Origin of the sequence: Streptomyces sp. NPDC029674 (assembly GCF_044903205.1) — a bacterium.
Taxonomy (GTDB): domain Bacteria; phylum Actinomycetota; class Actinomycetes; order Streptomycetales; family Streptomycetaceae; genus Streptomyces.
In genome coordinates, this window is the sequence record NZ_JBJDPY010000015.1 from 22,653 (window position 1) to 45,844 (window position 23,192).

A 23,192-nucleotide genomic window follows, 5' to 3' on the forward strand; every position below is an offset into this window, starting at 1 on the left:
TTTCAGATATATACGGCCGTCAGTCATGCGGCCACTCGAGCAGCGCGCTCCGCCCCTGCCGCCACGAGTCCAGGAGCAGCGCGCCGAGCCGGTCCTCGAGGAAGCCGGTGGCACGGACCCCGAAGGCGACATCGGCTTCGAGTCCGGGCTCGGCGGCCAGCAGGCCACCGACGACATCGCGGCGCACCACCTGTTCGTGCACGGCGTCCGCCTCCACGTGCTCGTCGTAGAACCGCTGAGCGGCGGGTCCCGCGCCGGTCCGGCGCAGCGCCGCCGACAGCCGTCGGGAGCCGGGCGACGAGGTCACCTCGACCCAGGCGAAATGCCCCACCAGTTCCCCGCGATGGGCGCGGTGCAGGCCGAACAGGGACATCAGGTTGACGGTCGCGAGGACCTCGGCGGGCGCGGCGTTCACGTAGTGGCCGTAGGACGTCTCCAGACCGAGGTCGGCCATGAGTTCGGCGAAGAGGCGGGCGTGGATGTCGTCGGCGCGGCCCGCGCCGAACTCGTCGTACTCGATGGCCACCATCGCCGCCTTGGCCCGGCCGTGCAGCCGGGGGATGACCCAGGCGTGCGGGTCGGCTTCCTTCAGGTGGTACAGGGAGCGCAGCGCCGCGTACTCCTTGAGCTGCCAGAGCTCGCCGTCGCGCTGGAGGTGGTGGCTGACGCTGGACCCGTCGTGCCCGACCGGTTCCACCAGGAGCGCCGACAGGGCCTCTTCCGCGTCCTCGCACGGGGGCACGTCGGCGCGCAGGGCGTTCAGGAAGCGCCGCTCCAGCGCGCGTCGCAGGGCCAGCAGGGCCGGGTCCCACTCCCACTCGTCGGCGACCTCCGCGAACCCTTGGTAGTGGAGTTCGTAGAGGACGTAGAGCGCGAGCTGGAGATCGTCGCCGTACGGGGCCGCCTGCTCGGCGTCGCGCGGTGCGGGGACCGGGCCGCCGTCGCGCAGCGCGGCGAGCACGCCGTGGGACAGATCGCCGCGCGGGGACGGCAGCCGGGGGCTGCGATGACGTGATTCGGATTGGGGCGGGACGGTGGGGCGCGGTTCGGCGGGGGCGGTCATGACGCGTTCTCCTCCCGGTGCTTCACCTTCTCCTCGTGCTGTTCCACCGGATTCTCCTCGTGCTGCTTCACCCGTCGGCGGTGGCTCGTGTCGCACCACGGGTACGTACGGCTGCGGCGGCAGGTGCAGATCGCGACCTGGAAGCGCCGCGAGACGGAAACGGTGCCGTCGTCGCCGACCACCTCGACCGGGCCCTCCACCAGGAGCGGCCCGTCGCGGTCGACGGTGACGCGGCGCGGGCGGTCAGCGGCGTTCGGCACGGATCACCACCAGCTCCTCGCAGGTCTCGTCGTCGCGCAGGAGGTTGCGGCGGCGCAGCCACGACTCGCGGGAGCGCAGCACGGGCCCGAAAGGGACGAACTCCCGGTCGACGACGGCGGGTTCCATGCCCCGGCCCGCGAGCCGTTCGAGCGAGGCGTCCACGTCGCACAGTGCCGAGTGCACCATCAGCAGGACGCCACCGGCCCGCAGGGCGCCGGGAGCGGCGTCACAGACGCGGTCCACGACGGCGCGGCCGGCCGGCCCGCCGTCCCACGCCCGCGCCGGGCCGCGCCGGGGGAGCAGCGGTGAAGGAGAGGGCACGTAGGGCGGGTTGCTGACCACCAGGTCGTACGGTCCTGCCGGCACCCCGGCGGTCATGTCGCCGCGGCGCACGGTGACCGACTGCCCGGCGAGCCGCGCGTTGAGCCAGGTGGACAGGACCGCCCGCCGGGAGATGTCGAGGGCCGTGACACGCGCACCCTGCCGGGCCGCCGTCACCGCGAGGGCCCCGGAGCCGGTTCCCAGGTCCAGTACGGAAGCGCCGTCGTCGATACGCTCGCGGTACAGGGCGCGGGCCAGCATCTCGGTGTCGTACTGCGGCGCGTAGACGCCGGGGAGAGCGACCAGGCGCCCCGGCCGTGCCGGACGGGCCGGGCGTACCGGACGGGCCGAGGACGGCATGGGTGACCGCGTGTGTGTGGTCATGTGGCATCTCCCGTCTCTGGGAACGGCACTAGAGGCTCCTCCTCCCACACTCCGCCCCTTCAGCACCGGCCACCACCCGAAAAGTGACGCATGGTGATTGGTGGTGACTTGTTGCGAACAGTGTGGATTTGCTGCCTGCTTCGGTTCTGACACTGGGTGCCCCGGGCGCAGTGATCCACACCTGGCCCATGGCTGTTCCGCGGCGGGAAGGGCCGAACGCGGGTCAGCCAGCCGTCGTGTACCGGTGCCGCACCCACGCGGGCAGCACGAACCAGCACAGCAGGTACCAGGCGACGACACCGGTCACCAGCCAGGGCACCACGGAGTCGTGCGTGGCGACCCGCAGGACGAGGAGGAGCGCCGTCGTCAGTGTGCAGAGGAGGAGGATCAGGCCCACGAAGGTCAGCCGGGACGCCCACACCACCGCCTGCGGTTTGATCTTCCGGCCCGAGACGATCCGGTGGAACGAGACCGGCCCGATGAGGGCGCCCGTCGTCACCGAGCCGAGGATCACCGTCACGATGTAGATCTTCCGGTCGGTGTCGCCCAGCTCCGCGAACCGCGGCGTGAAGACGACCGTCAGCAGGAAGCCGAAGAGGATCTGCACGCCGGTCTGCGCCACCCGGACTTCCTGGATGAGCTCGGTCCAGCGGCGGTCGGCGCGCTCGCTCGCGGTCTCACGGCGGTCGTCGTCGTTCCGGGGCTTGCTGTTCGACGCGTCCACACCGTCGAGTCTGACCACGAACCGGCGGATCGACAAACGGAAGCGACCATCGTGATTCGAGTCGGTGCGCGGGGGCAGGCGGGACGTTGAGCAACCGTTGTACCCGACCCGAGGGAGGCACCCCGTGCTGCTGGCGCACCCCGCCGTACTGGAAGACCTGCTGGAGCGCTACAAGGCCCTGGCCGTGCTCCGTGCCGACCAGGGAAGTGCCGAGAGCCGGCAGGCGTACGAGGACGTCGCGTACAGCCTGTGCCTGGCCACCGGCACCAGCGACGTCGATGCCGCGGTCGTCGCGGCGGGACTCCGGCTGCCCGGCGCCAGGACCATGGACGACTCGCTGCTGTCGGCGTGACGGTCACCGTCCCGGGGCGCCCGCGGGCACCCCGGGACTCCGTGGTTCACTCCGCGGCGCCGTACCAGACGGTCGTGGCGTTGCAGAACTCGCGGATGCCGTGGCCCGACAGCTCACGGCCGTAGCCGGAGCGTTTGACGCCGCCGAACGGCAGGCCGGGATGGGACGCGGTCATGCCGTTGAAGAACACGCCGCCCGCCTGCAGATCGCGTACGCACCGCGCGATGTCGGCGTCGTCGCGGGTCCACACGTTCGAACTCAGGCCGAACGGCGTGTCGTTGGCCAGCTCCACGGCCTCGTCCAGGTCCGCCACGCGGTAGAGCGTGGCCACAGGCCCGAACGTCTCCTCGCGGTGGATCCGCATCTCCGGAGTGACGTCCGCCAGGACGGTCGGGGAGTAGAACCAGCCGCGCTCCTGCTCCTTGGGGCGCTGACCGCCGCAGAGCGCGGTGGCGCCCCGGGCCAGCGCGTCCTCGACGAGCTCCTCCAGGTCCGCGCGGCCCCGCTCGCTCGCGAGCGGGCCCACGTCGGTGTCCTCGTCCATCGGGTCGCCGACGGTCAGCTCCCGCATACCGGCGACGAACCGGTCGCGGAAGGCGTCGTAGACGTCGGCGTGCACGATGAAGCGTTTGGCGGCGATGCAGGACTGGCCGTTGTTCTGGACCCGGGCGGTCACCGCGGTCGCGGCGGCCCGCTCGACGTCGGCGCTCGGCAGCACCAGATACGGGTCGCTGCCGCCCAGTTCCAGCACCGTCTTCTTGATCTCGTCGCCCGCGACGGACGCCACCGAGCGTCCCGCGGGCTCGCTGCCGGTGAGCGTCGCCGCGGCCACCCGCCGGTCGCGCAGGATGTCCTCGACCTCGCCCGAGCCGATGAGCAGCGTCTGGAAGCAGCCTTCGGGGTAGCCGGCGCGGCGGAAGAGGTCCTGGAGGTAGAGGGCGGTCCTCGGCACGTTCGAGGCGTGCTTGAGCAGCGCGACGTTGCCCGCCATGAGGGCGGGGGCGGCGAAGCGGACGACCTGCCAGAGCGGGAAGTTCCACGGCATCACGGCCAGCACGACGCCGAGCGGCCGGTAGTGGACGACCGCCCTGGAGGCACCCGAATCGGACACGTCGTCCTGCGGAGGATGCTCGTCGGCGAGCAGCCCCTCGGCGCGCTCCGCGTACCAGCGCATGGCCTTGACGCACTTCGCGGCCTCCGCCCTGGCGGCCTTCACCGGCTTGCCCATCTCGGCCGTCATGGTGCGGGCGATGTCCGCGGTGTCCTCCTCCAGCAGGTCGGCGGCGCGGTTCAGTAGCCGGGCGCGCTCGGCGAAGCTGCGGGTGCGGTGCTGGGCGTACGCGGATTCCGCCGTCGCGAGGCGTTGCTCAATCTCGTCGGCGGACAGCGGCTCGAAGGTTTCGAGGGTCTCACCGGTGGCCGGGTCGACCGTGGCGATGGGCATGCGGTTCCTCCTCGGGGTGCCCGGGGCCCGGCTCCGAGCCACGTGTCCCCGGAACCCCACCGTAGGACGACCCACGGGCGGGGGCATGCCGGAGGCGGGCGCGCCGGGGGGGGGGGGGGGGGGGGGGGGGGGGGGGGGCGCCCCCCCCCCCCCCCCCCCCCCCCCGGCCGGCGGCCCGGGTGGCGTATGAGCGGCCCGGACGGATGGTCACTCGATGGGCGGTGCGGGGGCGGTCAGTCCGTGGAGAGGGCCTCCAGGAGCTGGCCCGCCTTGGGGTCGGTCAGACCGCGGGCGGCGTCGGCGAGCGCCACCATGCCCACCAGGGAGTGCCCGTCGATCACGGGGAGCCGCCGCACCTTGTGCGCGGTCATGGTCGCGAAGACCTCGTCGACGCTGTCGTCCGCGCCGATGGTCACGGCCTCGGCCTGCGCGAGCTCACCCACGAGGACCTTCGAGGGGTCCTTGCCCTTGCCCAGCACCTTGACCACGATGTCGCGGTCGGTGATGACGCCCTTGAGGCGGTTGTCCGTCCCGCAGATGGGCAGCGCCCCGACGCCCAGCTCGGTGATCTTGACGGCGGCCTGGAGCACGGTCTCCTCGGCTCCGGCGCACTCGGCGCCCGGCGTCATGATCTCGCGTGCGGTGGTCATCTGGATCTCCTTGCCGGTCGGCGAACTGTTCGGCCTCGTCGTCCCTGTGGACCGGGCCGTTGTCGCCGACCGGGTGCCCCGTGTGCGAGGGGGTAACACCCGGGCCGCGCGGGTGCTTTCGGCGGTTCAGAGACCGAGGTCGGTGAGGCCGGGGTGGTCGTCGGGGCGGCGGCCGAGCGGCCAGTGGTACAGCCGGTCCGCTTCCCGGATGGGCAGGTCGTTGATGCAGGCGTGCCGGGTGTGCATCAGGCCGCTGTCGTCGAACTCCCAGTTCTCGTTGCCGTACGAGCGGTACCAGTGGCCGGAGTCGTCGTGCCACTCGTAGGCGAAGCGCACGGCGATGCGGCGGTCGTCGTACGCCCACAGCTCCTTGATGAGCCGGTAGTCGAGCTCGCGGGTCCACTTGCGGGAGAGGAGGGCGACGATGGCCTCGCGCCCCGTGGCGAACTCCGCTCGGTTGCGCCAGCGGGAGTGCTCGCTGTAGGCGAGGGCCACCTTCTCGGGGTCGCGGCTGTTCCAGCCGTCCTCGGCGAGGCGCACCTTCTCGGTGGCGGTGTCCCGGGTGAAGGGCGGGACCGGGGGACGGGTGGGGGCGGTGGTGGCCGTAGTCATGTTCATCACGGTAGGAGAACGGTCGTTCTCGCGCAACGGTGCGGAATAGCCACGGCGCGTAGTACGGTGGGAGAACGCTCGTTCTCGACCGGCCGGGGGACCTCCATGGACAACGCGGAAGCGGAAGCAAGACTTCTCGACGTCGCCCAGCGGCTGTTCTACGAGCGCGGCATCCAGGCGGTCGGCATGGACGAGGTCCGCACCGCGTCGGGCGTCTCGCTCAAGCGGCTCTACCAGGTCTTCCCCTCGAAGTCGGAGCTGGTCCGGGCCTGCCTGGACCGCCGCGACCGCAGCTGGCGGACCCGCCTCGCCGCCTCTGTGGAAGACCGCCCCGAGGGCGCGGACCGAGTCCTCGCCGTCTACGACTGGCTGTACGAGTGGTTCACCGAGCCGGACTTCCGTGGCTGCGCCTTCATCAACGCGTACGGGGAGCTCGGGGCCGTCGACCCCGTGGTGGCCGACACGGTCCGCGCGCACAAGGAAGCCTTCGAGGATTACGTGGCCGGCCTGGTGGCGGACGCCGGGGTGCCGGAGTCGGCCGTCGGCCCCCTGGTCCTGCTCGCGGAGGGCGCCATGACGGCCGCCGCGATCTCCGGCTCGCCCGAACCGGCACGTCAAGCCCGGGACGGCGCCGCCCGGTTGCTCGCCGCGCGCTGACGTGAAAGTCCGGGCGGCTCCCGTGGAAGGGGGCCGCCCGGACCGTGTCGGCGATCGAGGGGTTCAGCAGCTCAGGTTGGAGCCCGGGGTGGTGCCGAGGATCTGGGTGAAGGCCTTGTAGCGGTCGATGCGGCTCTGGACCTGGGCGGGGTTGCCGCCGTTGCACTCCAGGGTGCCGTTGATGGCGCGGATCGTCTCGCCGAAGCCCGCGCCGTTGACCATCGCGTTGTGCGGGGTCATCTTGCCGGGGCCGCTCTGGGTGTTCCAGTACCAGAGGCCCGTCTGCCAGGCGATGGCCGGGTTCTGCTCGACCAGGTAGGGGTTGTTGAGCAGGTCGATGCCGAGCGCGTCACCCGCCGCCTTGTAGTTGAAGTTCCAGCTCAGCTGGATCGGGCCGCGGCCGTAGTAGGCGGCCTGTCCCGCCGGGCAGCCGTAGGGCTGGGTCTTGTCGCAGTAGTGCGGGTAGTTGTTCTGGTTCTGCTCGACCACGTACTTCAGGCCGCCCGTCTCGTGGCTGACGTTGGCGAGGAACGCCGCCGCCTCCTGGCGCTTGACGGTGTCGCTGCCGGTCTTGGCGAAGGCCGGGTAGGACTTGAGGGCGTCGGTCAGGCCCTTGTACGTGTAGAACGAGTTCCGGCTCGGGAACATCTGGTTGAACTGGGACTCGCTGACGACGAACCCGGACGGGTCGGGGTTGCCCGGGTCCGTTCCGCCGCCGCAGGTGCCCTGGTCGGACCAGACGTCGGCGCGGCCGGGTGTCTCGTTCTGGGTCCACCACTTGGCGGTCCAGTTGTGTCCGTTGTACGAGGCCGACTTGCCGCCCGTGTAGACGGACGAGGAGTTCCATGGTGCGGCGCACTCGGCGGCGGACGCCGAGGTGGCGGCCGGGCCCAGGACGATCATCGCGCCGAGCGCGGCGAGCGCGGCCGCGAAGCTGGTGATGCGTCGGATCATGCCAACTCTCCTTATGGGCGGCGCGGTTTGCGGGGGGCCGCGCCTCCAGGGGGTTGCGCGAACTCAAGCGAAAATGGTCTGGACCTGTCAAGGTCTAGACCAGATCTGGAAGGTAAAGCCTCACGGTGGACGCTCGTTTGACAGCGGAAACATGGGATGTTCCCATGTCCGACGGAGCGCAGGAAACATGGGATGTCCCCATGTCTTCATCTCCCCATGTCCCCGAAGAGAAGGTGCCGACCGATGCCGTTGCGCAGCGCCGCCCGGACCAGCCTCGTCGACCTCGTCATCGCCCAGATGGAGAGCCTCATCACCGACGGCGAGTGGAAGGTCGGCGAGAAGATCCCGGCCGAGCCGCTGCTCGTGGAGCAGCTCGCCGTGGGCCGCAACACCGTCCGGGAGGCGGTCCGCGCCCTCGTGCACACGGGGATGCTCGAGCCCCGGCAGGGCGACGGCACGTACGTGCGGGCGAGCAGTGACTTCGGTGCCGCCGTGCAGCGCAGGCTGCGCAGGGCGGGCGTCCTGGAGGCGTACGAGGTCCGCGCCAGCCTGGAGCGGGACGCCGCCCGGTACGCCGCGGAGCGCCGCACGGAGGAGGACCTCGCGACGCTGCGGGCCGCTCTCGCCGAGCGCGATCTGGCCTGGAGGAGCGGGAACACGGCCGCGTTCGTCGACGCGGACATGGCCTTCCACCGGACGGTCGCCGACGCGGCGCACAACAGCGTCCTCGCCGAGCTGTACGGGCACCTCAGCGACGCCCTGCGCTCCACGGTGCAGTCCGTCATCGGCGCGCCCGTCCCGGACTCGGTGCGCCACCAGCTCGAAGGCCACGAGGCGATCGTCGACGCGATCGAGGCGCGGGACCCGGAAGCCGCCGAGGCGGCGGTGCTCGCCCACCTCAACGAGGGGATGGCCGCCCTGCGCGAACACCCGCCCGCCGACGCCGACAGCGCCCCCGACGCGGGCAAGAACGAATCAGGAGCAGCACATGAGTGAGGCAGCAACGGCACCTGCCGGAGCCGCGTCGGCGGGTGCCGGTGTGGCATCGGCATCCTCCGGAGCGGCACCGGTACCCGCCGACAACACGCCGGCGCCCGCCGGAGCCGTGCCGGCCGGTACGGCGACGGCGGTCGCGCCTGGTGCGGAGGGCGCCCCCGGCTCCGCCGGCCCGCCGGCCCCCGCCCCCTCCCCGGCGACCGGGCGAGGCCCCCTCTACCTCGCCCTCGGCGTCGTGCTTCTCGCTCTCAATCTGCGGCCCGCTCTCGTCGCCGTGTCGCCGCTCGTCGACACCATTCGCGGTGACAGCGGGATGTCGGCCGCCGCCACCAGCCTGCTCACCGCGCTTCCGCTGCTCTGCTTCGGGCTGCTCGCGCCCGTCGCGCCGCGGCTGGGGCGGCGGCTCGGGATGGAGCGGGCGCTGTTCGGCACCATGGTGCTGATCTGCGCGGGCACGGCCCTGCGCATGGTGGACTCCGTCGTCGCGCTCTTCGCGGGCACCGTCGTCATAGGCGCCGGCATCGCCGTCGCCAATGTCCTGCTGCCGGGGCTCATCAAGCGTGACTTCCCCGCGAAGGCGGGGCTGATGACTGGCCTGTACTCGATGTCGCTGTTCGGCGGCGCGGCGCTCGCGGCCGGTGTGACCCTGCCCGTGCAGCAGGCGAGTGGCATGAACTGGCGGACGACGCTGGCCTGTTGGGGCGCGCTCGCGGTCGTCGCGCTGCTCGTGTGGCTGCCGCAGACCCGGTCTCGTACGCGGGTGGGCGCGGCGGCGGCACGGCAGGCGGCGCACCCCGTACGGGGCCTGTGGCGCTCCCCGCTGGCCTGGCAGGTCACCGCGTACATGGGCCTGCAGTCCCTCAACTACTACGCGGCCGCCGCCTGGCTGCCCACCGTGTTCCAGGACGCGGGGATGGCCGCGGGCGACGCGGGCTGGATGCTCTCCTTCTCCTCGCTGCTCGGCATCGCGGGCTCCTTCCTGGCCCCGGTGATCGTGGGCCGCAGGCTGCGCTCGGGCACCCTCGCCGCGCTCGGCGCCGTCCTGTGCGCGCTCGGCTTCGCCGGACTGCTCGTCGCACCGGTCGGCGGCGCCTATCTCTGGATGACGCTGCTCGGCCTCGGCCAGGGCGCGGCCATCAGCCTGGCGCTGCTCTTCATCGTGCAGCGGGCGCCCGACGCCCGGCACGCGGCCCAACTCTCCAGCATGTCGCAGTGTTTCGGGTACGTCCTCGCCGCCACCGGGCCGACCCTCCTGGGCGCCGTCCACGACGTCTCGCACAGCTGGACCGTACCGCTCGTCCTCCTGCTCGTGCTCCTCGTACCCCAGGTCGTGGCCGGGCTCGGCGCCGCACGCGACCGGCACGTGGCGGGCATCGGCTGACGCCGAGTCGGGCAGGATGCATCCGGTGCGGTCCTCCACGGCCCACCGTGACGGATCGAGAAGGGTGCGGCGATGACGGATTCGGCCCCCGGGCGGCTCGCGGTCTCACGGGCGACGCTCGACGACTGGCGAGTGGTGACGGGCTGGGCGGCGGACGAGGGCTGGAACCCCGGCCTCGGCGACGCCCCCTCGTTCTTCGCACAGGACCCCGACGGGTTCTTCCTGGGGCGCCTCGACGGCGAACCGGTCTCCGCGGTCTCCGTGGTCAACTACGGGACCGACTACGCCTTCCTCGGCTTCTACCTTGTCCGTCCCGACCAGCGCGGCCGCGGCTTCGGCCTCGCCACCTGGCGGGCGGGGCTCGCGCACGCCGAGGGCAGGGCCGTCGGCCTGGACGGCGTCCCGGCCCAGCAGGACAACTACCGCCGCTCCGGCTTCGAGTGGAGCCACGGCACGCTGCGCTACCTCGGCCCGCTGCCCGCGCCCGGCGCACCCGACCGGCACGTGCGCCCCGTCGAGGCCGCGGGCCTGCGCGCCCTCGTCGCGTACGACAGCGGATGCCTGCCCGCCGACCGGCCGCGCTTCCTGGAGTCCTGGCTCACCGCCCCGGGCCACCGGGCCCTCGCCCGCATCGTCGACGGCAGGCTGACCGGGTACGGGGTGCTCCGCCCCGGCCGCGACGCCCTGCGCGTCGGACCGCTGTTCGCCGACACCCGCGCCGACGCCGAGGCGCTCCTGGACGCGCTGGCCGCGGAGGCGGACGGGGCGCCCGTCGCGATGGACGTGCCCGAGACCAACCCCGAGGCGGTGGCGCTCGCCGAGGCGCGCGGCATGAAGCCCACCTTCGACACCGCCCGTATGTACACGGGACCGATCAGGGAGTACGCGGAGCGGCGCGTCTTCGGCGTGACCTCGCTCGAACTCGGCTAGCCCCTACGGGAGTCCCCGGAAATCCCCCGGAAGATGTCCGAGGCTTGACCTCAAGTTTAGTTGAGGTCATAACCTTCCAGCATGAGCATGGAAACGACCGCGTGGACGCAGATGTACAGCGTCATGAATGCGCAGCAGGACCGACGCCCCTTCGCCCGAGCCACGCTGCGCCGCATCGGCGCCTTCGCGCGGCCCCACCGCCGACGCATCTGGCAGTTCGTACTGCTGAGCGTCGTCACCGCACTGCTCGCCGTGGCAACTCCCGTACTGGCGGGCCATGTTGTCACGGCCATCGTGAAGGGCTCCGACTCTTCGACCGTCGCGCGGTACGCCGTGCTCATCGCCGTGATCGCACTCGCCGAGGCCGGCCTCGGGCTGCTGAGCCGCTGGCTGTCGGCGAACCTGGGCGAAGGGCTGATCCTCGATCTGCGGACCGCCGTCTTCGACCACGTCCAGCGGATGCCCGTCGCCTTCTTCACCCGCACCCGCACGGGCGCGCTGGTCAGCCGCCTCAACAACGACGTGGTCGGCGCGCAGCGGGCGTTCAGCAACACCCTGTCCGGCGTCGTCGGGAACGTCGTCACGCTGCTCCTGACCCTCGTCGTCATGCTGACACTCTCCTGGCAGATCACCCTGCTCGCGCTGGTGCTGCTGCCCGTCTTCGTCGTGCCGGCGCGCCGCATGGGCTCGCGGATGGCCAGGCTGCAGCGCGAGGCGGCGCACCACAACGCCGCCATGGGCACCCGGATGACCGAGCGCTTCTCGGCGCCCGGCGCCACCCTCATCAAGCTCTTCGGCCGGCCCGCCGACGAGTCCGCGGAGTTCGCCGCGCGGGCCCGCCGGGTGCGGGACATCGGCGTACGGACCGCGATGGCGCAGTCTGCGTTCATCACCGCGCTCACGCTGGTGTCGGCCCTCGCGCTGGCGCTCGTCTACGGCCTCGGCGGGTACTTCGCGCTGGAAGGGACCCTCGCCGCGGGCGACGTCGTCGCGCTGGCCCTGCTGCTCACCCGCCTCTACGCGCCGCTGACCTCGCTGGCCGGCGCGCGGGTCGAGGTGATGAGCGCGCTCGTCAGCTTCGAGCGGGTCTTCGAGGTGCTCGACCTGAAGCCGCTCATCGAGGAGAAGGAGAAGCCGGTACCGGTGCCCGACGGGCCCGTCGCCATCGAGTTCGACAACGTGCGGTTCGGCTACCCGTCCGCCGACAAGGTCTCCCTCGCCTCCCTCGAAGAGGTCGCCTCGCTCGACACCCGAGGCGGCGAGGACGTCCTGCACGGCCTCTCCTTCCGCGCCGAGCCCGGCCAGACCATCGCCCTCGTCGGCTCCTCCGGAGCGGGCAAGTCGACCATCGCGCAACTGCTGCCCCGCCTCTACGACACCGACGAGGGCACCGTCCGGATCGGCGGCGTCGACGTGCGGGACCTGTCCGCCGACTCGATGCGGGCCACCCTCGGCATGGTGACGCAGGACGGCCACCTCTTCCACGAGTCCGTCCGCGACAACCTGCTCCTCGCCCGGCCCGGCGCGAGCGAGGACGACCTGTGGGACGTGCTGCGACGGGCCCGGCTCGAAGACCTCGTGCGCTCACTGCCCGACGGCCTGGACACCGTGGTCGGCGAGCGCGGCTACCGCCTCTCCGGCGGCGAACGGCAGCGGATGACCATCGCGCGGCTGCTCCTCGCCGGGCAGCGCGTCGTCATCCTCGACGAGGCGACGGCCCACCTCGACAACACCTCCGAGGCCGCCGTGCAGGAAGCGCTGGCCGAGGCGCTCGAAGGCCGTACCGCCGTGGTGATCGCGCACCGGCTGTCCACGGTGCGGTCCGCCGACCAGATCCTGGTCGTCGAGGCGGGACAGATCGTCGAACGCGGCACGCACGACGAACTCCTGGCGGTCGAGGGCCGGTACGCGGAGCTGTACCGGACCCAGTTCGCCAAGGGCACGGAGCCGGCGGACCCGGCAGAGGTCGTGACAGCGGCCTGAGAGGTGCGAAGGCCCGTGTCCATTCGTCCACCAGGAGTTCATTGGTTCCCCACCATCCGCACGCGCTGCCGTGAGAGAAACCCTCCATGTGCGACGACGAGTTGATACCACCGAGTGCGGACCTGACCGAGGACCAGTGGCTGCGGGCCGATCCGGCGCTCGCCGAGGGGCCGGTGGGGGAGCGGGTGCGGGAGATGCGGGCGCCGCGCCGCCGGACCGTGCTGGGCGGTGTGGTGGCGGGAGCGGCGGCGCTGACCGTCCTGCCGGGCGGGGCGCAGAGCCCCGCGGCGGCGGCCGCCCGCACCGGCAAGTTCCCCCTGCCGACCGCCCCGAACAGGGCCGGGGAGTACGCGGTGCTCCTGACCGGCGACGCCGGGACGGGGGAGGAGGCCCAGCACGCGGTGGCCGCCGCGGCCCGTGAGGTGTGCCGCGCCGAAGGCATCGGCCTCGCGGTCGGCCTCGGCGACAACATCTACGAGAACGGCCCCGAATCCGCCGACGACTCGGAGTTCCGCACCAAGTTCGAGGACCCCAACTCCGGGGTGGACATGCCGTGGCTGATGGTCCTCGGCAACCACGACTGCTCCGGTCTGATACCGGGCAGCGGCGGCGACCCGTCGCGCGGTGATCGGGAGGTCGCCTACGCCCGGAGCTCGCCCCGCTGGTACATGCCGAGCCGCTACTACAACGTCGCGCTGCCCGCCGCGGCCCCCGAGGGCGACCCGGTGGTGGAGTTCTTCGCCATCGACACCAACCCCGTCTCCTCGTACGTCACCCAGCTCGACCCGCACTACCGGTGGAACGGCCCCTACATGCGCGAGCAGCGCGCATGGCTGGACGGCGCCCTCAAGGCCTCGCGGGCCCGCTGGAAGATCGTGCTCGGCCACCACCCGTACCTGAACAACGGCAAGCACGGCAGCGCCGGCTCGTACGACGGCTTCGTGATCGGCCACTACACCAGCGGCATCCACCTCAAGGAGCTGTACGAGGAGGTGGTGTGCGGCAGCGCCGACCTGATCCTGTCGGGGCACGACCACACCCTGCAGATCCTGGAGCCCACCGCCCGCACGCGCGGCACCCGGCAGATCGTGTGCGGCGCCGCCGGAAAGGCCGGCGACGGAAGGGCCCACTTCAACCATCCGGCGACCTGGCAGAACTTCTCCGAGCACGGCTTCATGGTGCTGAAGGTGTCCGAGCGGGCGATGACCGTCGAGGCGTACACCGTCGACGTAGCCACGCGCAGGGCCCGCCTCGCCCACCGCACGCGTACCGCCGCACCCGCAGGGTAGAAGGCGCGGGGGAGACGGCGCGGAGCAGAAGCCGCAAAAGGGCGATTTAAGCTATTTTTCGGGCGGGGCGGGTACATCCCTTATATGGAACCAATGGAACTGGCTGTCCCGCACACCGTGGCCCTGCTGATGTGGGTCGCCGGCATCGTCGTGGCCGGCGTGCTCCTGGCCGCCTTCTTCTGGGGCCGGCGTGCCCAGGCGCGCGAGACGCGCACCCCGAGCCCCGAGGAGCAGCCGAAACGGCCGTACGACGGACCCGTGCGAGAAGAACGGGAGTACCGCGAGCCGGACGAGATGCCGAAGGACGGCGGCCGTCTCACGCCGCACGAGCTCAACGACGGATACGGCAAGTCCGGCACGCATCCCAGCCCCTCGCAGGATCCGGACGACCACAAGAAGGGCAGCGGCGGCAGCTTCGGCAGCGGCGGCCTCGGAAGCTGAGGCGGCCGCCACGGCCGAGGCCGGAAATAGACCCGTACGGCGGCGATACACCCCGTGGCGCTCCCGGGAACCCATAGGTCTGCCCCTCAGCGGACCGACCCACGGAGTGACATGACCAGCGCCAGAGACATCATGACCGGCGGCGCGGAGTGCATCGGCGCCGAAGAAAGCGTCCTGCTCGCCGCCCAGAAGATGACCGAGCTCGGCGTCGGCGCGCTGCCCATCTGCGGCACCGACAACCGGCTCAAGGGCATGCTCACGGACCGCGACATCGTCGTGAAGGTCCTCGGCCAGGGCAAGGACCCGGCCAACACCAAGGCCGGCGAGCTCGCCCAGGGCGAGGCCGTCACCATCGGCGCGGACGACGGCGCCGACGAAATCATGCGGACCATGACGTCCCACAAGGTCCGCAGGCTGCCGGTGATCGACGGCCACGACCTCGTCGGCGTCGTCGCGCAGGCCGACGTGGCCCGCAGCCTGCCCGACCCGTCCGTGGGACAGCTCCTCGAAGCACTGTCCTCCGACTGACCGCCGGGCCCCGCGTTCCCGATGCCCGCCGTGCCCCCGCCATACCGGGGTGTGGCGGGCATTTCGCGTGATCCAAGGCGTGCGTTCCGTCTGTTTTGCAATCTTTTGGGGCTTGAGTCCACAACGGCTGGGAAACCAGTGGCTCAGGGTGCTCAAGTCACCCGTATGCCGTACACCACCGAGCCGTCCGCGCTCGGGTGACAGAGGCTGATCGAGAAATCGACGGCCCTGAAAGCCGTCGACGACCGGCGGTCGGCACCGCATCGGATACGCCGTCCCCCGCGCACGGAGGAGTGTTGGATGACCACAGCTCTGTCAGGAAAGTGGGAGCACGCCGTCGTCACCGGCGGCGGAGGCTTCGTCGGTTCGCATCTCTGCGCCGCCCTGCTGGCCGCGGGCACCGCTGTGACCTGCGTGGACGACTTCAGTACCGGACGGCCCGAGAACCTGACACCGCTCCTCGACCGGCCCGGGTTCCGGCTCATACAGGCGAACGTCTCCGAAGGCCTCACCGTGGAGCGGCCGACCGACCTCGTCCTCCACTTCGCCTCCCCGGCGTCGCCCGCCGACTATCTGCGGCTCCCCCTGCACACCCTGGACACGGGCAGTCTCGGCACCCGCAACGCCCTGGAACTGGCGCACCGGTCCGACGCCCGCTTCGTGCTCGCGTCCACCTCGGAGGTCTACGGAGACCCGCAGCAGAACCCGCAGGACGAGCGGTACTGGGGCAACGTCAACCCGGTCGGACCGCGCAGCGTGTACGACGAGGCGAAGCGCTTCGGTGAGGCCCTGACCACCGCCCACGCCGACGCCGAGGGCACCGACACCGGCATCGTGCGGCTCTTCAACACCTACGGCCCCCGGATGCGCGGCCACGACGGCCGGGCGGTGCCGACCTTCGTCCGGCAGGCGCTCGACGGCGAGCCGCTGACCGTCACCGGCGACGGAAACCAGACCCGCTCGCTGTGCTACGTCGACGACACCGTCCGCGGCATCCTCGCGGCGGCCGCCCACGGCATGCGCGGCCCGGTCAACATCGGCAACCCCACCGAGATCACGATGCTCGAGCTGGCACGCCTGATCATCGAACTCACCGGCTCCCGCTCGGAGATCCGCTTCATCGACCGGCCGACCGACGACCCGGCCGTGCGCTGCCCGGACATCACCCTGGCCCGCGACAAGCTCGGGTGGGAGCCGGAAGTCGCCGCCGAGGAAGGCCTGCGGCGCACCATCGACTGGTTCCGCGCCACCGCGGACCACTGATCGCCGGGCGGCGCCGCCACACCGCCGCCCGCCGCGGGAAACCTGCCTGCCCAGACCCAGCTTGGTCATGTTCCCCGTACCGCCGTCGCGCACGCGCTCACCCGCCGCCGACCGCGGATCCGGACACGTGCCAAGGAACGCCGACAGAATCTCGGATCTCCCATGCGCGTCCTCGGAATCAACGCCCTCTTCCACGACCCCGCCGCCGCCCTCGTGATCGACGGCAAGACCGTCGCCGCCGCCGAGGAGGAGCGATTCTCCCGGCGTAAACACGGCAAGCGGCCGCTGCCCTTCTCGGCCTGGGAACTGCCCGAGCAGGCCGCCGCCTGGTGCCTGCGCAGGGCCGGCCTACGGCCCGAGGACCTCGACGCGGTCGCCTACTCCTACGACCCCGAACTCGCCAGGCCCGCCGAGTCCATGGGCCTCGACGACCCCTGGGACCACCTGCGGCAGACCTACGCCCGCGAGGCCCCGAACTTCCTCAAGACCGCGTTGCCTGGCCTCGATCCGGGCATCGTCCGCTTCGTACCGCACCACATGGCCCACGCCGCGTCGAGCGCCTTCGCCGCGCCGGACGCGGAGGACTCCTCGGTCCTGGTACTCGACGGCCGCGGTGAACGAGCCTCGCACCTCGCCGCACGACGCGTCCGCGAGAAGCTGGAACCGCTGTACGCCCAGGACCTGCCGCACTCCCTCGGCCTCGTCTACGAAGAGCTCACCGAACACCTCGGATTCCTGCGCTCCTCCGACGAGTTCAAGGTGATGGCCCTCGCCTCCCACGGCACCCCGCGCATGCTCCCGGAGCTGCGCAAACACGTGTACCCGACCGGCGACGGAGGGTTCCGCGCCAGCGCCGTGCCATGGCACGAGCTGTGCCCGCCGCGCGGCGCGGACGAACCGTGGACCCAGGACCACGCCGACGTGGCCGCCAGCGCCCAGGCCGTCCTCGAGGAGACCCTGCTCGACCTGGCGCGCTGGCTGCACGGCAAGACGCACCACAGCGTGCTCACGCTCGCCGGCGGTGTCGCGCTGAACTGCGTCGCCAACTCCCGGATCGCCCGCGAAGGCCCCTTCTCCCAGGTGTGGGTGCAGCCCGCGGCCGGTGACGCGGGCACTGCACTGGGCGGCGCGCTGCTGCTCACCGCGGGCGAGGGCGTCAAGACGGAGCCCATGGCCGGCGCCGACCTGGGCCGCGACTGGTCGGACGCCGAACTCGGCGCCTGGCTGAAGACGGCCGCCGTGACCTTCGAGCGGCCCGCCGACATCGCCGCGACCGTCGCGCAGGCCCTGGCGGAGAACCGGATCGTCGCCTGGTTCCAGGGCCGGTCCGAGTACGGACCCCGCGCGCTCGGCCACCGCTCCCTCATGGCCCACCCCGGGCACGCGGGCAACCTGGAACGGCTCAACGACGTCAAGGGCCGCGAACAGTTCCGCCCCGTCGCCCCCATGGTCCTCGCCGACCGCGCCCCGGAGATCTTCGACGGGCCGATGCCCAGCCCGTACATGCTCTTCGTGCACGATGTCGCGGAACCCTGGCGCGACCGGATTCCCGCCGTCGTCCACGTCGACGGAACGGCCCGCATCCAGACCGTGGACCCGGCGCAGGAGCCCCTCGTCGCCCGCATGCTCGGCGAGTTCGAGAAGCTCACCGGACTGCCCGTCGTGGTCAACACCAGCCTGAACACGGCCGGCCGGCCCATGGTGGACGACCCGCGCGACGCACTGGAGTGCTTCGGCTCCTCGCCCGTCGACCTGCTGGCCATCGGCCCGTACGCGATCCGCCGACAGGACCTCTTCCGCACCTCCGAAGGCGGCGATGCCTGATGGCCGCGGACGAGAAGCGGAACGGGAACACCCCCGACACCACGTACGCCGTGGTCATCCCCACCCTCGGGCGGCCGAGCCTGAACGTGACCCTGCGCGCGCTCGCCGGCGCCGGAGGCCCCGCACCGGCCCGGGTGATCCTCGTCGACGACCGGAAGGGACCGGACGGCACGACACCGCTGCCCGCCGAGATCCCGGCCGCCCTGCGCTCCGTCACCACCGTCGTGAAGGGCCCGGCCCGCGGCCCCGCCGCGGCACGCAACACCGGCTGGCGGGCGGCCGGCCGCGTGCCGTGGATCGTCTTCCTCGACGACGACGTCGTCCCCGGACCGGCCTGGGGCGACGACCTCGCCCTCGACCTCGGCGCGGCCGCCCCGCGCGACGCGGCGGTCACCGCCCGCATCGACGTGCCGCTCCCCGAGGACCGCAGGCCCACCGACTGGGAACGCAACACCGCCGGACTCGCCACCGCCCGGTGGATCACCGCCGACATGGCCTACCGCCGCGAGGCGCTGGAGGCCGTCGGCGGCTTCGACGAACGGTTCCGGCGCGCCTTCCGGGAGGACGCCGACCTCGCGCTGCGGGTGCTCGCCGCCGGCTGGACGGTGGACGCGGGGACGCGCACCACGGCACACCCGGTACGCCCCGCCGACCGCTGGGTGTCGGTGCGCGTCCAGGCGGGCAACGCCGACGACGTCCTCATGACCCGGCTGCACGGACCCGACTGGTGGACCCGCGCCGCCGCGCCGCGCGGCCGGCTGCCCCGCCACGTCGCGGTGACCGCGGCGGCCGTCGGAACCCTCGCCTGCGCCGCCCTCCGCAGGCCCGGCGCCGCCGCCGTCTGCGCCGCAGGCTGGCTGGCGGGCACCACCGAGTTCGCCCTCGCCCGGATCCTGCCCGGACCGCGGAACCGGGCGGAAGTCACCGCCATGGCGCTCACCAGCGTGCTCATCCCGCCCGCCGCCGTCTGGCACTGGCTGCGTGGCCAGGTCGTGCACCGAGACGTGGAACAGCTCGCTCCGCATCCGGCCGGGACCGGCCACGGCTCGCCCCCGCCCGTCCGGCCCGCCCACGAGGAACGGGTGCGCCGATGAGCCGGCGCCCTCCGGAAACCCCGCGCGAGCCCTGGCTGACCGACGGCCCCCGCGCGGCGTACGACCATGACCGCGACGCCCCCGCGGCGGTCCTCTTCGACCGCGACGGCACCCTCGTCGAGGACGTCCCCTACAACGGCGACCCCGCGCTGGTGCGGCTCACACCGACCGCACGCGCCGCCGTCGACGCCGTACGGGCGGCGGGCGTCCCGGTCGGCGTCGTGAGCAACCAGTCGGGCGTCGCCCGCGGCCTGCTGACCCGGGAACAGGTCGACGCGGTGCGGCGGCGCGTCGAGGAACTGCTCGGCCCGTTCGCCGTCTGGGCGATCTGTCCGCACGGCCCCGGCGACGGCTGCGGCTGCCGCAAACCGGCGCCCGGCCTGGTCCTTGCCGCGTGCGAGCGGCTCGGCGTGCCGGCCGGCCGCGCCGCCGTCATCGGCGACATCGGCGCCGACATGGACGCCGCACGGGCCGCCGGAGCCCGCGGCGTCCTGGTCCCCACCCCGGTCACCCGCGCCGAGGAGATCGAGGCGGCCGACACCGTGGCCCCCGATCTGCTCACCGCGGTCCGGCTGGTCCTCGGCCCGCGGAGCGGGGCCCGCCCCGCGGCGGCCGTCTGCGCGCCCGGGACAGGCGCGGGGGAGGGGGAGCGACGATGACCCACACCCCGCCGCTTCAGCACACCGACAGCCCGTCCCTTCCGCGCACCCTCGTCGTACGTCTCGACAGCGCGGGCGACGTACTCCTCGCCGGGCCCGCCGTGCGTGCCGTCGCGGCCGGCTCCTCGTACACCGCGCTGCTCTGCGGACCGCAGGGCGTCCAGGCCGGCAAGCTGCTGCCCGGCGTGGACGACGTGCTGGTGTACGACGCGCCCTGGGTCGGCCTCGAGCCCGCGCAGGTGTCGCGCGAGGCGACGCGCCAGGTCCTCAACGCCCTGACGGCCGGCCGCTTCGACCGGGCCCTGATCCTCGTCTCGTACCACCAGAGCCCGCTGCCCGTCGCCCTGCTCCTGAAGCTCGCCGGAGTCGCCTGGACGGCCGCCGACAGCGAGGACTACCCCGGCGCCCTCCTCGACCTGCGCCACCACCGGCTGCCCCACCGCCACGAGGCCAGGGCCGCCCTCGACCTCGCCGAAGCCGCCGGCTTCACGCTGCCGCCCGGCGACGACGGGGCGCTGCGCGTGACGACACCGCCCGACACCACCTCCCTCACCGGTACCGAGCCCTACGTCGTGCTCCACCCCGGAGCCGCCGTGCCCGCCCGCGCCTGGAGCCCCGACCGGGCACGGCGCGCCGCCGCCGCCCTCGCCGCCGCCGGACACCGGGTCGTGGTCACCGGCGGGCCGGGAGAGCGCGAACTGACCGCGCGGGTCGCCGGGCGGCACGCCCTCGACCTCGGCGGCGCGACCGACCTGCGGCACCTGGCGGGCGTGCTCGCGGCGGCGCGGGTGGCGGTGGTCGGCAACACCGGCCCCGGGCACCTCGCCGCCGCCGTGGGCACCCCCGTCGTCAGCCTCTTCGCGCCGGTGGTGCCGGCCGAGCGGTGGGGCCCGTACGGCGTCCGGCACATCCTGCTCGGCGACCAGCGAGAGCGGTGCGCGGACAGCAGGGCGCGGACCTGCCCGGTGCCCGGCCACCCCTGCCTCGACGGCGTCGGCGACGCCGAGGTGCTGGCCGCCGTGGACACCCTCACCGCCGATGACGCCCGGACCGCCGACATCGCCGACGCCGACCGCACCACCGTCCACCGGACGCCTCCGCGACCGGTGACCGAACGAGGAGCGACCGTATGAACATCCTGCTGTGGCACGTGCACGGCTCCTGGACGACCTCGTTCGTGCAGGGCCCCCACACCTACCTCGTTCCCGTCACACCGGACCGCGGCCCCGACGGCCTCGGCCGGGCCAGGACCTTCTCCTGGCCCGACTCGGTGCGCGAGGTCACGCCCGAAGAGCTGCGCGACGCCGAGGTGGACCTCGTCCTCTTCCAGCGGCCGCACGAACCGGAGCTGGCCGAACGCTGGCTCGGCGGCCGGCGCCCAGGGCGTGACGTGCCCGCCGTCTACCTGGAACACAACGCACCGGACGGCGACGTTCCGAACACCCGGCACCCGTGCGCCGACCGCGACGACCTGACACTCGTCCACGTCACGCACTTCAACCGGCTGTTCTGGGACAACGGCAGCACGCGCACCGAAGTGATCGAGCACGGCATCGTCGACCCGGGGCACCAGTACACCGGCCGCCTCGCACGGGCCGCCGTGGTCGTCAACGAACCGGTGCGCCGCGGCCGTTACACCGGCACGGACCTCCTCGCCGACCTGAGCGAGGCCGCGCCGCTGGACGTCTTCGGCATGCGGACCGAGGGACTCGCCGAACACCTCGGCCTCCCCGAGGACCGCTGCCGCACCGCCGACCTGCCCCAGCGCGAACTGCACACGGCGCTCGCCGAGCGCCGCCTGTATCTGCACCCGGTGCGCTGGACGTCCCTCGGCCTCTCCCTGCTGGAGGCCATGCACCTGGGCATGCCGGTCGTGGCACTGGCCACCACGGAGGCGGTGGAGGCCATCCCGCCCGGCACCGGCACGCTCTCCACCCGTCCAGAGGTGCTGGCGCGAGCCGCCCGGCACTACCTGGAAGAACCCGAGGCCGCGGCCGAGGACGGTGCACGCGCACGCCAGGCCGCTCTCGAAAGGTACGGACTCAAGCGCTTCCTCGACGACTGGGAGCGCGTGCTGACGGAGGCGATCTCATGACCTCGACCATCGGCCCCTTCGACTCCGGCGCCCTCGGCGCCGAACCCGGCGGCCCCGGCGTGCTGTCGATCGCGCTCGTCTCGGAACACGCGAGTCCGCTCGCCGCCCTCGGCGGCGTCGACGCGGGCGGCCAGAACGTGCACGTGGCCTGCCTCGCCGGCGCGCTCGCCGACCGCGGCCACCGGGTGACCGTCTACACCCGGCGTGACTCACCCGACCTGCCCGAACGCGTCGCGCTGCGCGCCGGGGTCCAGGTGCACCACGTGCCCGCCGGCCCGCCCGAGCAGATAGCCAAGGACGAACTCCTGCCCCACATGGCGGAGTTCGGCCGCTACCTGGCGCGCATCTGGCGCGGCCGGCCGCCCGACCTGGTGCACTCGCACTTCTGGATGTCCGGCCTCGCCTCGCTGCGGGCCACGCGCGAACTCGGCCTGCCCCTGCTGCACACGTATCACGCCCTCGGCACGGTGAAGCGACGCCACCAGCAGCTCGCCGACCCCAGCCCGCCGAAGCGGATCGCCCTGGAGACCGAGGTGGGCCTCGGCTGCGACCGGATCATCGCCACCTGCCGCGACGAGGTCGCCGAACTGGGCAGGATGGGCGTCCCCGCGTCCAAGGTCGGCATCGTGCCGTGCGGCGTCGACACCGAGCTGTTCACCCCCCGCGGCCCGGTCGCCGAGCGCGGCGCCCACCGGCACCAGGTGCTCCAGCTGGGCCGCCTCGTGCCGCGCAAGGGCGCCGCGGTCTCCATCGCCGCACTGGCCCGGCTGCCCGAGACCGAGCTCGTCGTGGTCGGCGGCCCGTCCGCCGACCGCCTCGCCGAGGACCCCGAGGTCCGCAGGCTGCGCAAGCTCGCCCGCGAGGCGGGCGTCGCCGACCGGGTCCGCTTCACCGGCGGCGTACCGAGCGCCGACGTGCCGCCACTGCTGCGCGCGGCCGACGTCGTGCTGTGCCCCGCGGACTACGAGCCGTTCGGCATCGTGCCGCTGGAGGCGATGGCGTGCGGCAGACCGGTCGTCGCCAGCGCCGTCGGCGGGCAGCTCGACACGGTCGCCGACCCGGCCACCGGCCGCCTCGTGCCGCCCCGGGACCCGGAGGCGCTGGCCCGCGCCGTCGCCGAACTCCTCGCCGACCCCGCGCTGCGCGAGGCCAGCGGCGAGGCGGGCCGTCGCAGGATCCTGCGCCGGTACGGCTGGGGCCAGGTCGCGGCCGCCACCGAGGCGGCCTACTGCCAAGTCCTCGACGCCAAGCCCCTCGCGACGGGGGTCGGAGCGGTGTGAGCCACGC

At 72.8% G+C, this 23,192-nt stretch carries 24 protein-coding genes; 16 read left to right on the forward strand and 8 right to left on the reverse strand.

Translation table 11 applies throughout. The features are described from left to right. Window positions 1–19 precede the first annotated feature (19 nt). The 4 genes from ACI2L3_RS30580 to ACI2L3_RS30595 form a co-directional block, all read right to left on the reverse strand. Window positions 20–1,063, reverse strand: a complete 1,044-nt coding sequence (locus ACI2L3_RS30580; protein WP_404755624.1) for an iron-containing redox enzyme family protein — start codon at window positions 1,061–1,063, stop codon at window positions 20–22. Continuing rightward, a complete protein-coding gene (locus tag ACI2L3_RS30585; protein ID WP_404755625.1) occupies window positions 1,060–1,323 on the reverse strand; it encodes a CDGSH iron-sulfur domain-containing protein in 264 nt (87 codons plus the stop codon). Before ACI2L3_RS30585 ends, ACI2L3_RS30580 begins: the two co-directional genes overlap by 4 nt. Then, on the reverse strand, window positions 1,307–2,029 hold the full coding sequence (locus ACI2L3_RS30590; protein ID WP_404755626.1) for a HemK2/MTQ2 family protein methyltransferase: 723 nt from the start codon (window positions 2,027–2,029) through the stop codon (window positions 1,307–1,309). The genes ACI2L3_RS30585 and ACI2L3_RS30590 overlap by 17 nt, the downstream gene beginning before the upstream one ends. Window positions 2,030–2,252: 223 nt before the next feature. Continuing rightward, the gene (locus ACI2L3_RS30595) at window positions 2,253–2,753 is read right to left on the reverse strand and encodes a DUF6328 family protein (RefSeq protein WP_404755627.1); all 501 of its coding nucleotides are present in this window, start codon (window positions 2,751–2,753) and stop codon (window positions 2,253–2,255) included. A gap of 124 nt (window positions 2,754–2,877) precedes the next feature. Here ACI2L3_RS30595 and ACI2L3_RS30600 point away from each other — a divergent pair, with 124 nt between their 5' ends. Further along, window positions 2,878–3,105: a DUF5133 domain-containing protein gene (locus ACI2L3_RS30600; RefSeq protein WP_404755628.1), complete on the forward strand. Its 228-nt coding sequence runs from the start codon at window positions 2,878–2,880 to the stop codon at window positions 3,103–3,105. 46 nt (window positions 3,106–3,151) lie between these two features. Here the strand turns inward: ACI2L3_RS30600 and ACI2L3_RS30605 are convergent, their stop codons facing one another. The 3 genes from ACI2L3_RS30605 to ACI2L3_RS30615 all read right to left on the reverse strand — a co-directional run bounded on the left by ACI2L3_RS30605 (window position 3,152) and on the right by ACI2L3_RS30615 (window position 5,811). Then, window positions 3,152–4,549, reverse strand: a complete 1,398-nt coding sequence (locus tag ACI2L3_RS30605; RefSeq protein WP_404755629.1) for an NADP-dependent succinic semialdehyde dehydrogenase — start codon at window positions 4,547–4,549, stop codon at window positions 3,152–3,154. Window positions 4,550–4,782: 233 nt separating this feature from the next. Then, a complete protein-coding gene (locus ACI2L3_RS30610; RefSeq protein ID WP_404755630.1) occupies window positions 4,783–5,199 on the reverse strand; it encodes a CBS domain-containing protein in 417 nt (138 codons plus the stop codon). 126 nt (window positions 5,200–5,325) lie between these two features. Then, window positions 5,326–5,811 (reverse strand): DUF1348 family protein, encoded by a 486-nt coding sequence (locus ACI2L3_RS30615; protein WP_404755631.1) that lies wholly within the window; start codon window positions 5,809–5,811, stop codon window positions 5,326–5,328. A gap of 105 nt (window positions 5,812–5,916) precedes the next feature. Here ACI2L3_RS30615 and ACI2L3_RS30620 point away from each other — a divergent pair, with 105 nt between their 5' ends. Then, entirely contained in the window at window positions 5,917–6,468 is a 552-nt protein-coding gene (locus tag ACI2L3_RS30620) for a TetR/AcrR family transcriptional regulator (protein ID WP_404755632.1), read from the forward strand. Window positions 6,469–6,531: 63 nt separating this feature from the next. On the opposite strand, the gene ACI2L3_RS30625 is transcribed toward ACI2L3_RS30620, so the two are convergent. Next, a complete protein-coding gene (locus ACI2L3_RS30625; RefSeq protein ID WP_404755633.1) occupies window positions 6,532–7,422 on the reverse strand; it encodes a glycoside hydrolase family 19 protein in 891 nt (296 codons plus the stop codon). Window positions 7,423–7,665: 243 nt separating this feature from the next. Between ACI2L3_RS30625 and ACI2L3_RS30630 the strand changes: the two genes are divergently transcribed. From ACI2L3_RS30630 to ACI2L3_RS30695, 14 genes are all read left to right on the forward strand, one after another. Further along, window positions 7,666–8,418 carry a FadR/GntR family transcriptional regulator gene (locus tag ACI2L3_RS30630; RefSeq protein ID WP_404755634.1) on the forward strand — a complete coding sequence of 251 codons (753 nt, stop codon included), beginning with the start codon at window positions 7,666–7,668 and terminating at the stop codon, window positions 8,416–8,418. After that, window positions 8,411–9,799: a CynX/NimT family MFS transporter gene (locus tag ACI2L3_RS30635; RefSeq protein WP_404755635.1), complete on the forward strand. Its 1,389-nt coding sequence runs from the start codon at window positions 8,411–8,413 to the stop codon at window positions 9,797–9,799. Before ACI2L3_RS30630 ends, ACI2L3_RS30635 begins: the two co-directional genes overlap by 8 nt. 72 nt (window positions 9,800–9,871) lie before the next feature. Further along, complete coding sequence (locus ACI2L3_RS30640; protein WP_404755636.1) at window positions 9,872–10,729, forward strand: GNAT family N-acetyltransferase; 858 nt, start codon at window positions 9,872–9,874, stop codon at window positions 10,727–10,729. Between the two features lie 81 nt (window positions 10,730–10,810). Further along, a complete protein-coding gene (locus ACI2L3_RS30645; RefSeq protein WP_404755637.1) occupies window positions 10,811–12,712 on the forward strand; it encodes an ABC transporter ATP-binding protein in 1,902 nt (633 codons plus the stop codon). A gap of 86 nt (window positions 12,713–12,798) precedes the next feature. Then, the gene (locus tag ACI2L3_RS30650; RefSeq protein WP_404755638.1) at window positions 12,799–14,001 is read left to right on the forward strand and encodes a metallophosphoesterase; all 1,203 of its coding nucleotides are present in this window, start codon (window positions 12,799–12,801) and stop codon (window positions 13,999–14,001) included. Between the two features lie 93 nt (window positions 14,002–14,094). Next, on the forward strand, window positions 14,095–14,442 hold the full coding sequence (locus tag ACI2L3_RS30655) for a DUF6479 family protein (protein ID WP_404755639.1): 348 nt from the start codon (window positions 14,095–14,097) through the stop codon (window positions 14,440–14,442). A gap of 111 nt (window positions 14,443–14,553) precedes the next feature. Beyond that, complete coding sequence (locus tag ACI2L3_RS30660) at window positions 14,554–14,970, forward strand: CBS domain-containing protein (protein ID WP_404755640.1); 417 nt, start codon at window positions 14,554–14,556, stop codon at window positions 14,968–14,970. A gap of 300 nt (window positions 14,971–15,270) precedes the next feature. Then, entirely contained in the window at window positions 15,271–16,233 is a 963-nt protein-coding gene (locus ACI2L3_RS30665; RefSeq protein WP_404755641.1) for an NAD-dependent epimerase/dehydratase family protein, read from the forward strand. 162 nt (window positions 16,234–16,395) lie between these two features. Beyond that, entirely contained in the window at window positions 16,396–18,057 is a 1,662-nt protein-coding gene (locus tag ACI2L3_RS30670) for a carbamoyltransferase (protein ID WP_404755642.1), read from the forward strand. Beyond that, entirely contained in the window at window positions 18,057–19,151 is a 1,095-nt protein-coding gene (locus ACI2L3_RS30675) for a glycosyltransferase family 2 protein (protein WP_404755643.1), read from the forward strand. Before ACI2L3_RS30670 ends, ACI2L3_RS30675 begins: the two co-directional genes overlap by 1 nt. Beyond that, the gene (locus ACI2L3_RS30680) at window positions 19,148–19,810 is read left to right on the forward strand and encodes an HAD-IIIA family hydrolase (protein WP_404755644.1); all 663 of its coding nucleotides are present in this window, start codon (window positions 19,148–19,150) and stop codon (window positions 19,808–19,810) included. The genes ACI2L3_RS30675 and ACI2L3_RS30680 overlap by 4 nt, the downstream gene beginning before the upstream one ends. Beyond that, window positions 19,807–20,943, forward strand: a complete 1,137-nt coding sequence (locus ACI2L3_RS30685; protein ID WP_404755645.1) for a glycosyltransferase family 9 protein — start codon at window positions 19,807–19,809, stop codon at window positions 20,941–20,943. Before ACI2L3_RS30680 ends, ACI2L3_RS30685 begins: the two co-directional genes overlap by 4 nt. Beyond that, window positions 20,940–21,905, forward strand: coding sequence for a glycosyltransferase (locus ACI2L3_RS30690; protein WP_404755646.1), 966 nt, complete (start codon window positions 20,940–20,942; stop codon window positions 21,903–21,905). Before ACI2L3_RS30685 ends, ACI2L3_RS30690 begins: the two co-directional genes overlap by 4 nt. Next, window positions 21,902–23,185: a glycosyltransferase gene (locus tag ACI2L3_RS30695; protein WP_404755647.1), complete on the forward strand. Its 1,284-nt coding sequence runs from the start codon at window positions 21,902–21,904 to the stop codon at window positions 23,183–23,185. The genes ACI2L3_RS30690 and ACI2L3_RS30695 overlap by 4 nt, the downstream gene beginning before the upstream one ends. Window positions 23,186–23,192 lie beyond the last annotated feature (7 nt).

Coding starts and splice junctions, on each gene's coding strand:
- ACI2L3_RS30605 (WP_404755629.1), bottom strand. CDS start 4,549: ATGCCCATCGCCACGGTCGACCCGGCCACCGGTGAGACCCTCGAAACC.
- ACI2L3_RS30655 (WP_404755639.1), top strand. CDS start 14,095: ATGGAACTGGCTGTCCCGCACACCGTGGCCCTGCTGATGTGGGTCGCC.
- ACI2L3_RS30670 (WP_404755642.1), top strand. CDS start 16,396: ATGCGCGTCCTCGGAATCAACGCCCTCTTCCACGACCCCGCCGCCGCC.
- ACI2L3_RS30615 (WP_404755631.1), bottom strand. CDS start 5,811: ATGACTACGGCCACCACCGCCCCCACCCGTCCCCCGGTCCCGCCCTTC.
- ACI2L3_RS30675 (WP_404755643.1), top strand. CDS start 18,057: ATGGCCGCGGACGAGAAGCGGAACGGGAACACCCCCGACACCACGTAC.
- ACI2L3_RS30690 (WP_404755646.1), top strand. CDS start 20,940: ATGAACATCCTGCTGTGGCACGTGCACGGCTCCTGGACGACCTCGTTC.
- ACI2L3_RS30645 (WP_404755637.1), top strand. CDS start 10,811: ATGAGCATGGAAACGACCGCGTGGACGCAGATGTACAGCGTCATGAAT.
- ACI2L3_RS30625 (WP_404755633.1), bottom strand. CDS start 7,422: ATGATCCGACGCATCACCAGCTTCGCGGCCGCGCTCGCCGCGCTCGGC.
- ACI2L3_RS30630 (WP_404755634.1), top strand. CDS start 7,666: ATGCCGTTGCGCAGCGCCGCCCGGACCAGCCTCGTCGACCTCGTCATC.
- ACI2L3_RS30635 (WP_404755635.1), top strand. CDS start 8,411: ATGAGTGAGGCAGCAACGGCACCTGCCGGAGCCGCGTCGGCGGGTGCC.
- ACI2L3_RS30685 (WP_404755645.1), top strand. CDS start 19,807: ATGACCCACACCCCGCCGCTTCAGCACACCGACAGCCCGTCCCTTCCG.
- ACI2L3_RS30590 (WP_404755626.1), bottom strand. CDS start 2,029: ATGACCACACACACGCGGTCACCCATGCCGTCCTCGGCCCGTCCGGTA.
- ACI2L3_RS30650 (WP_404755638.1), top strand. CDS start 12,799: ATGTGCGACGACGAGTTGATACCACCGAGTGCGGACCTGACCGAGGAC.
- ACI2L3_RS30680 (WP_404755644.1), top strand. CDS start 19,148: ATGAGCCGGCGCCCTCCGGAAACCCCGCGCGAGCCCTGGCTGACCGAC.
- ACI2L3_RS30640 (WP_404755636.1), top strand. CDS start 9,872: ATGACGGATTCGGCCCCCGGGCGGCTCGCGGTCTCACGGGCGACGCTC.
- ACI2L3_RS30665 (WP_404755641.1), top strand. CDS start 15,271: ATGACCACAGCTCTGTCAGGAAAGTGGGAGCACGCCGTCGTCACCGGC.
- ACI2L3_RS30695 (WP_404755647.1), top strand. CDS start 21,902: ATGACCTCGACCATCGGCCCCTTCGACTCCGGCGCCCTCGGCGCCGAA.
- ACI2L3_RS30660 (WP_404755640.1), top strand. CDS start 14,554: ATGACCAGCGCCAGAGACATCATGACCGGCGGCGCGGAGTGCATCGGC.
- ACI2L3_RS30610 (WP_404755630.1), bottom strand. CDS start 5,199: ATGACCACCGCACGCGAGATCATGACGCCGGGCGCCGAGTGCGCCGGA.
- ACI2L3_RS30620 (WP_404755632.1), top strand. CDS start 5,917: ATGGACAACGCGGAAGCGGAAGCAAGACTTCTCGACGTCGCCCAGCGG.
- ACI2L3_RS30580 (WP_404755624.1), bottom strand. CDS start 1,063: ATGACCGCCCCCGCCGAACCGCGCCCCACCGTCCCGCCCCAATCCGAA.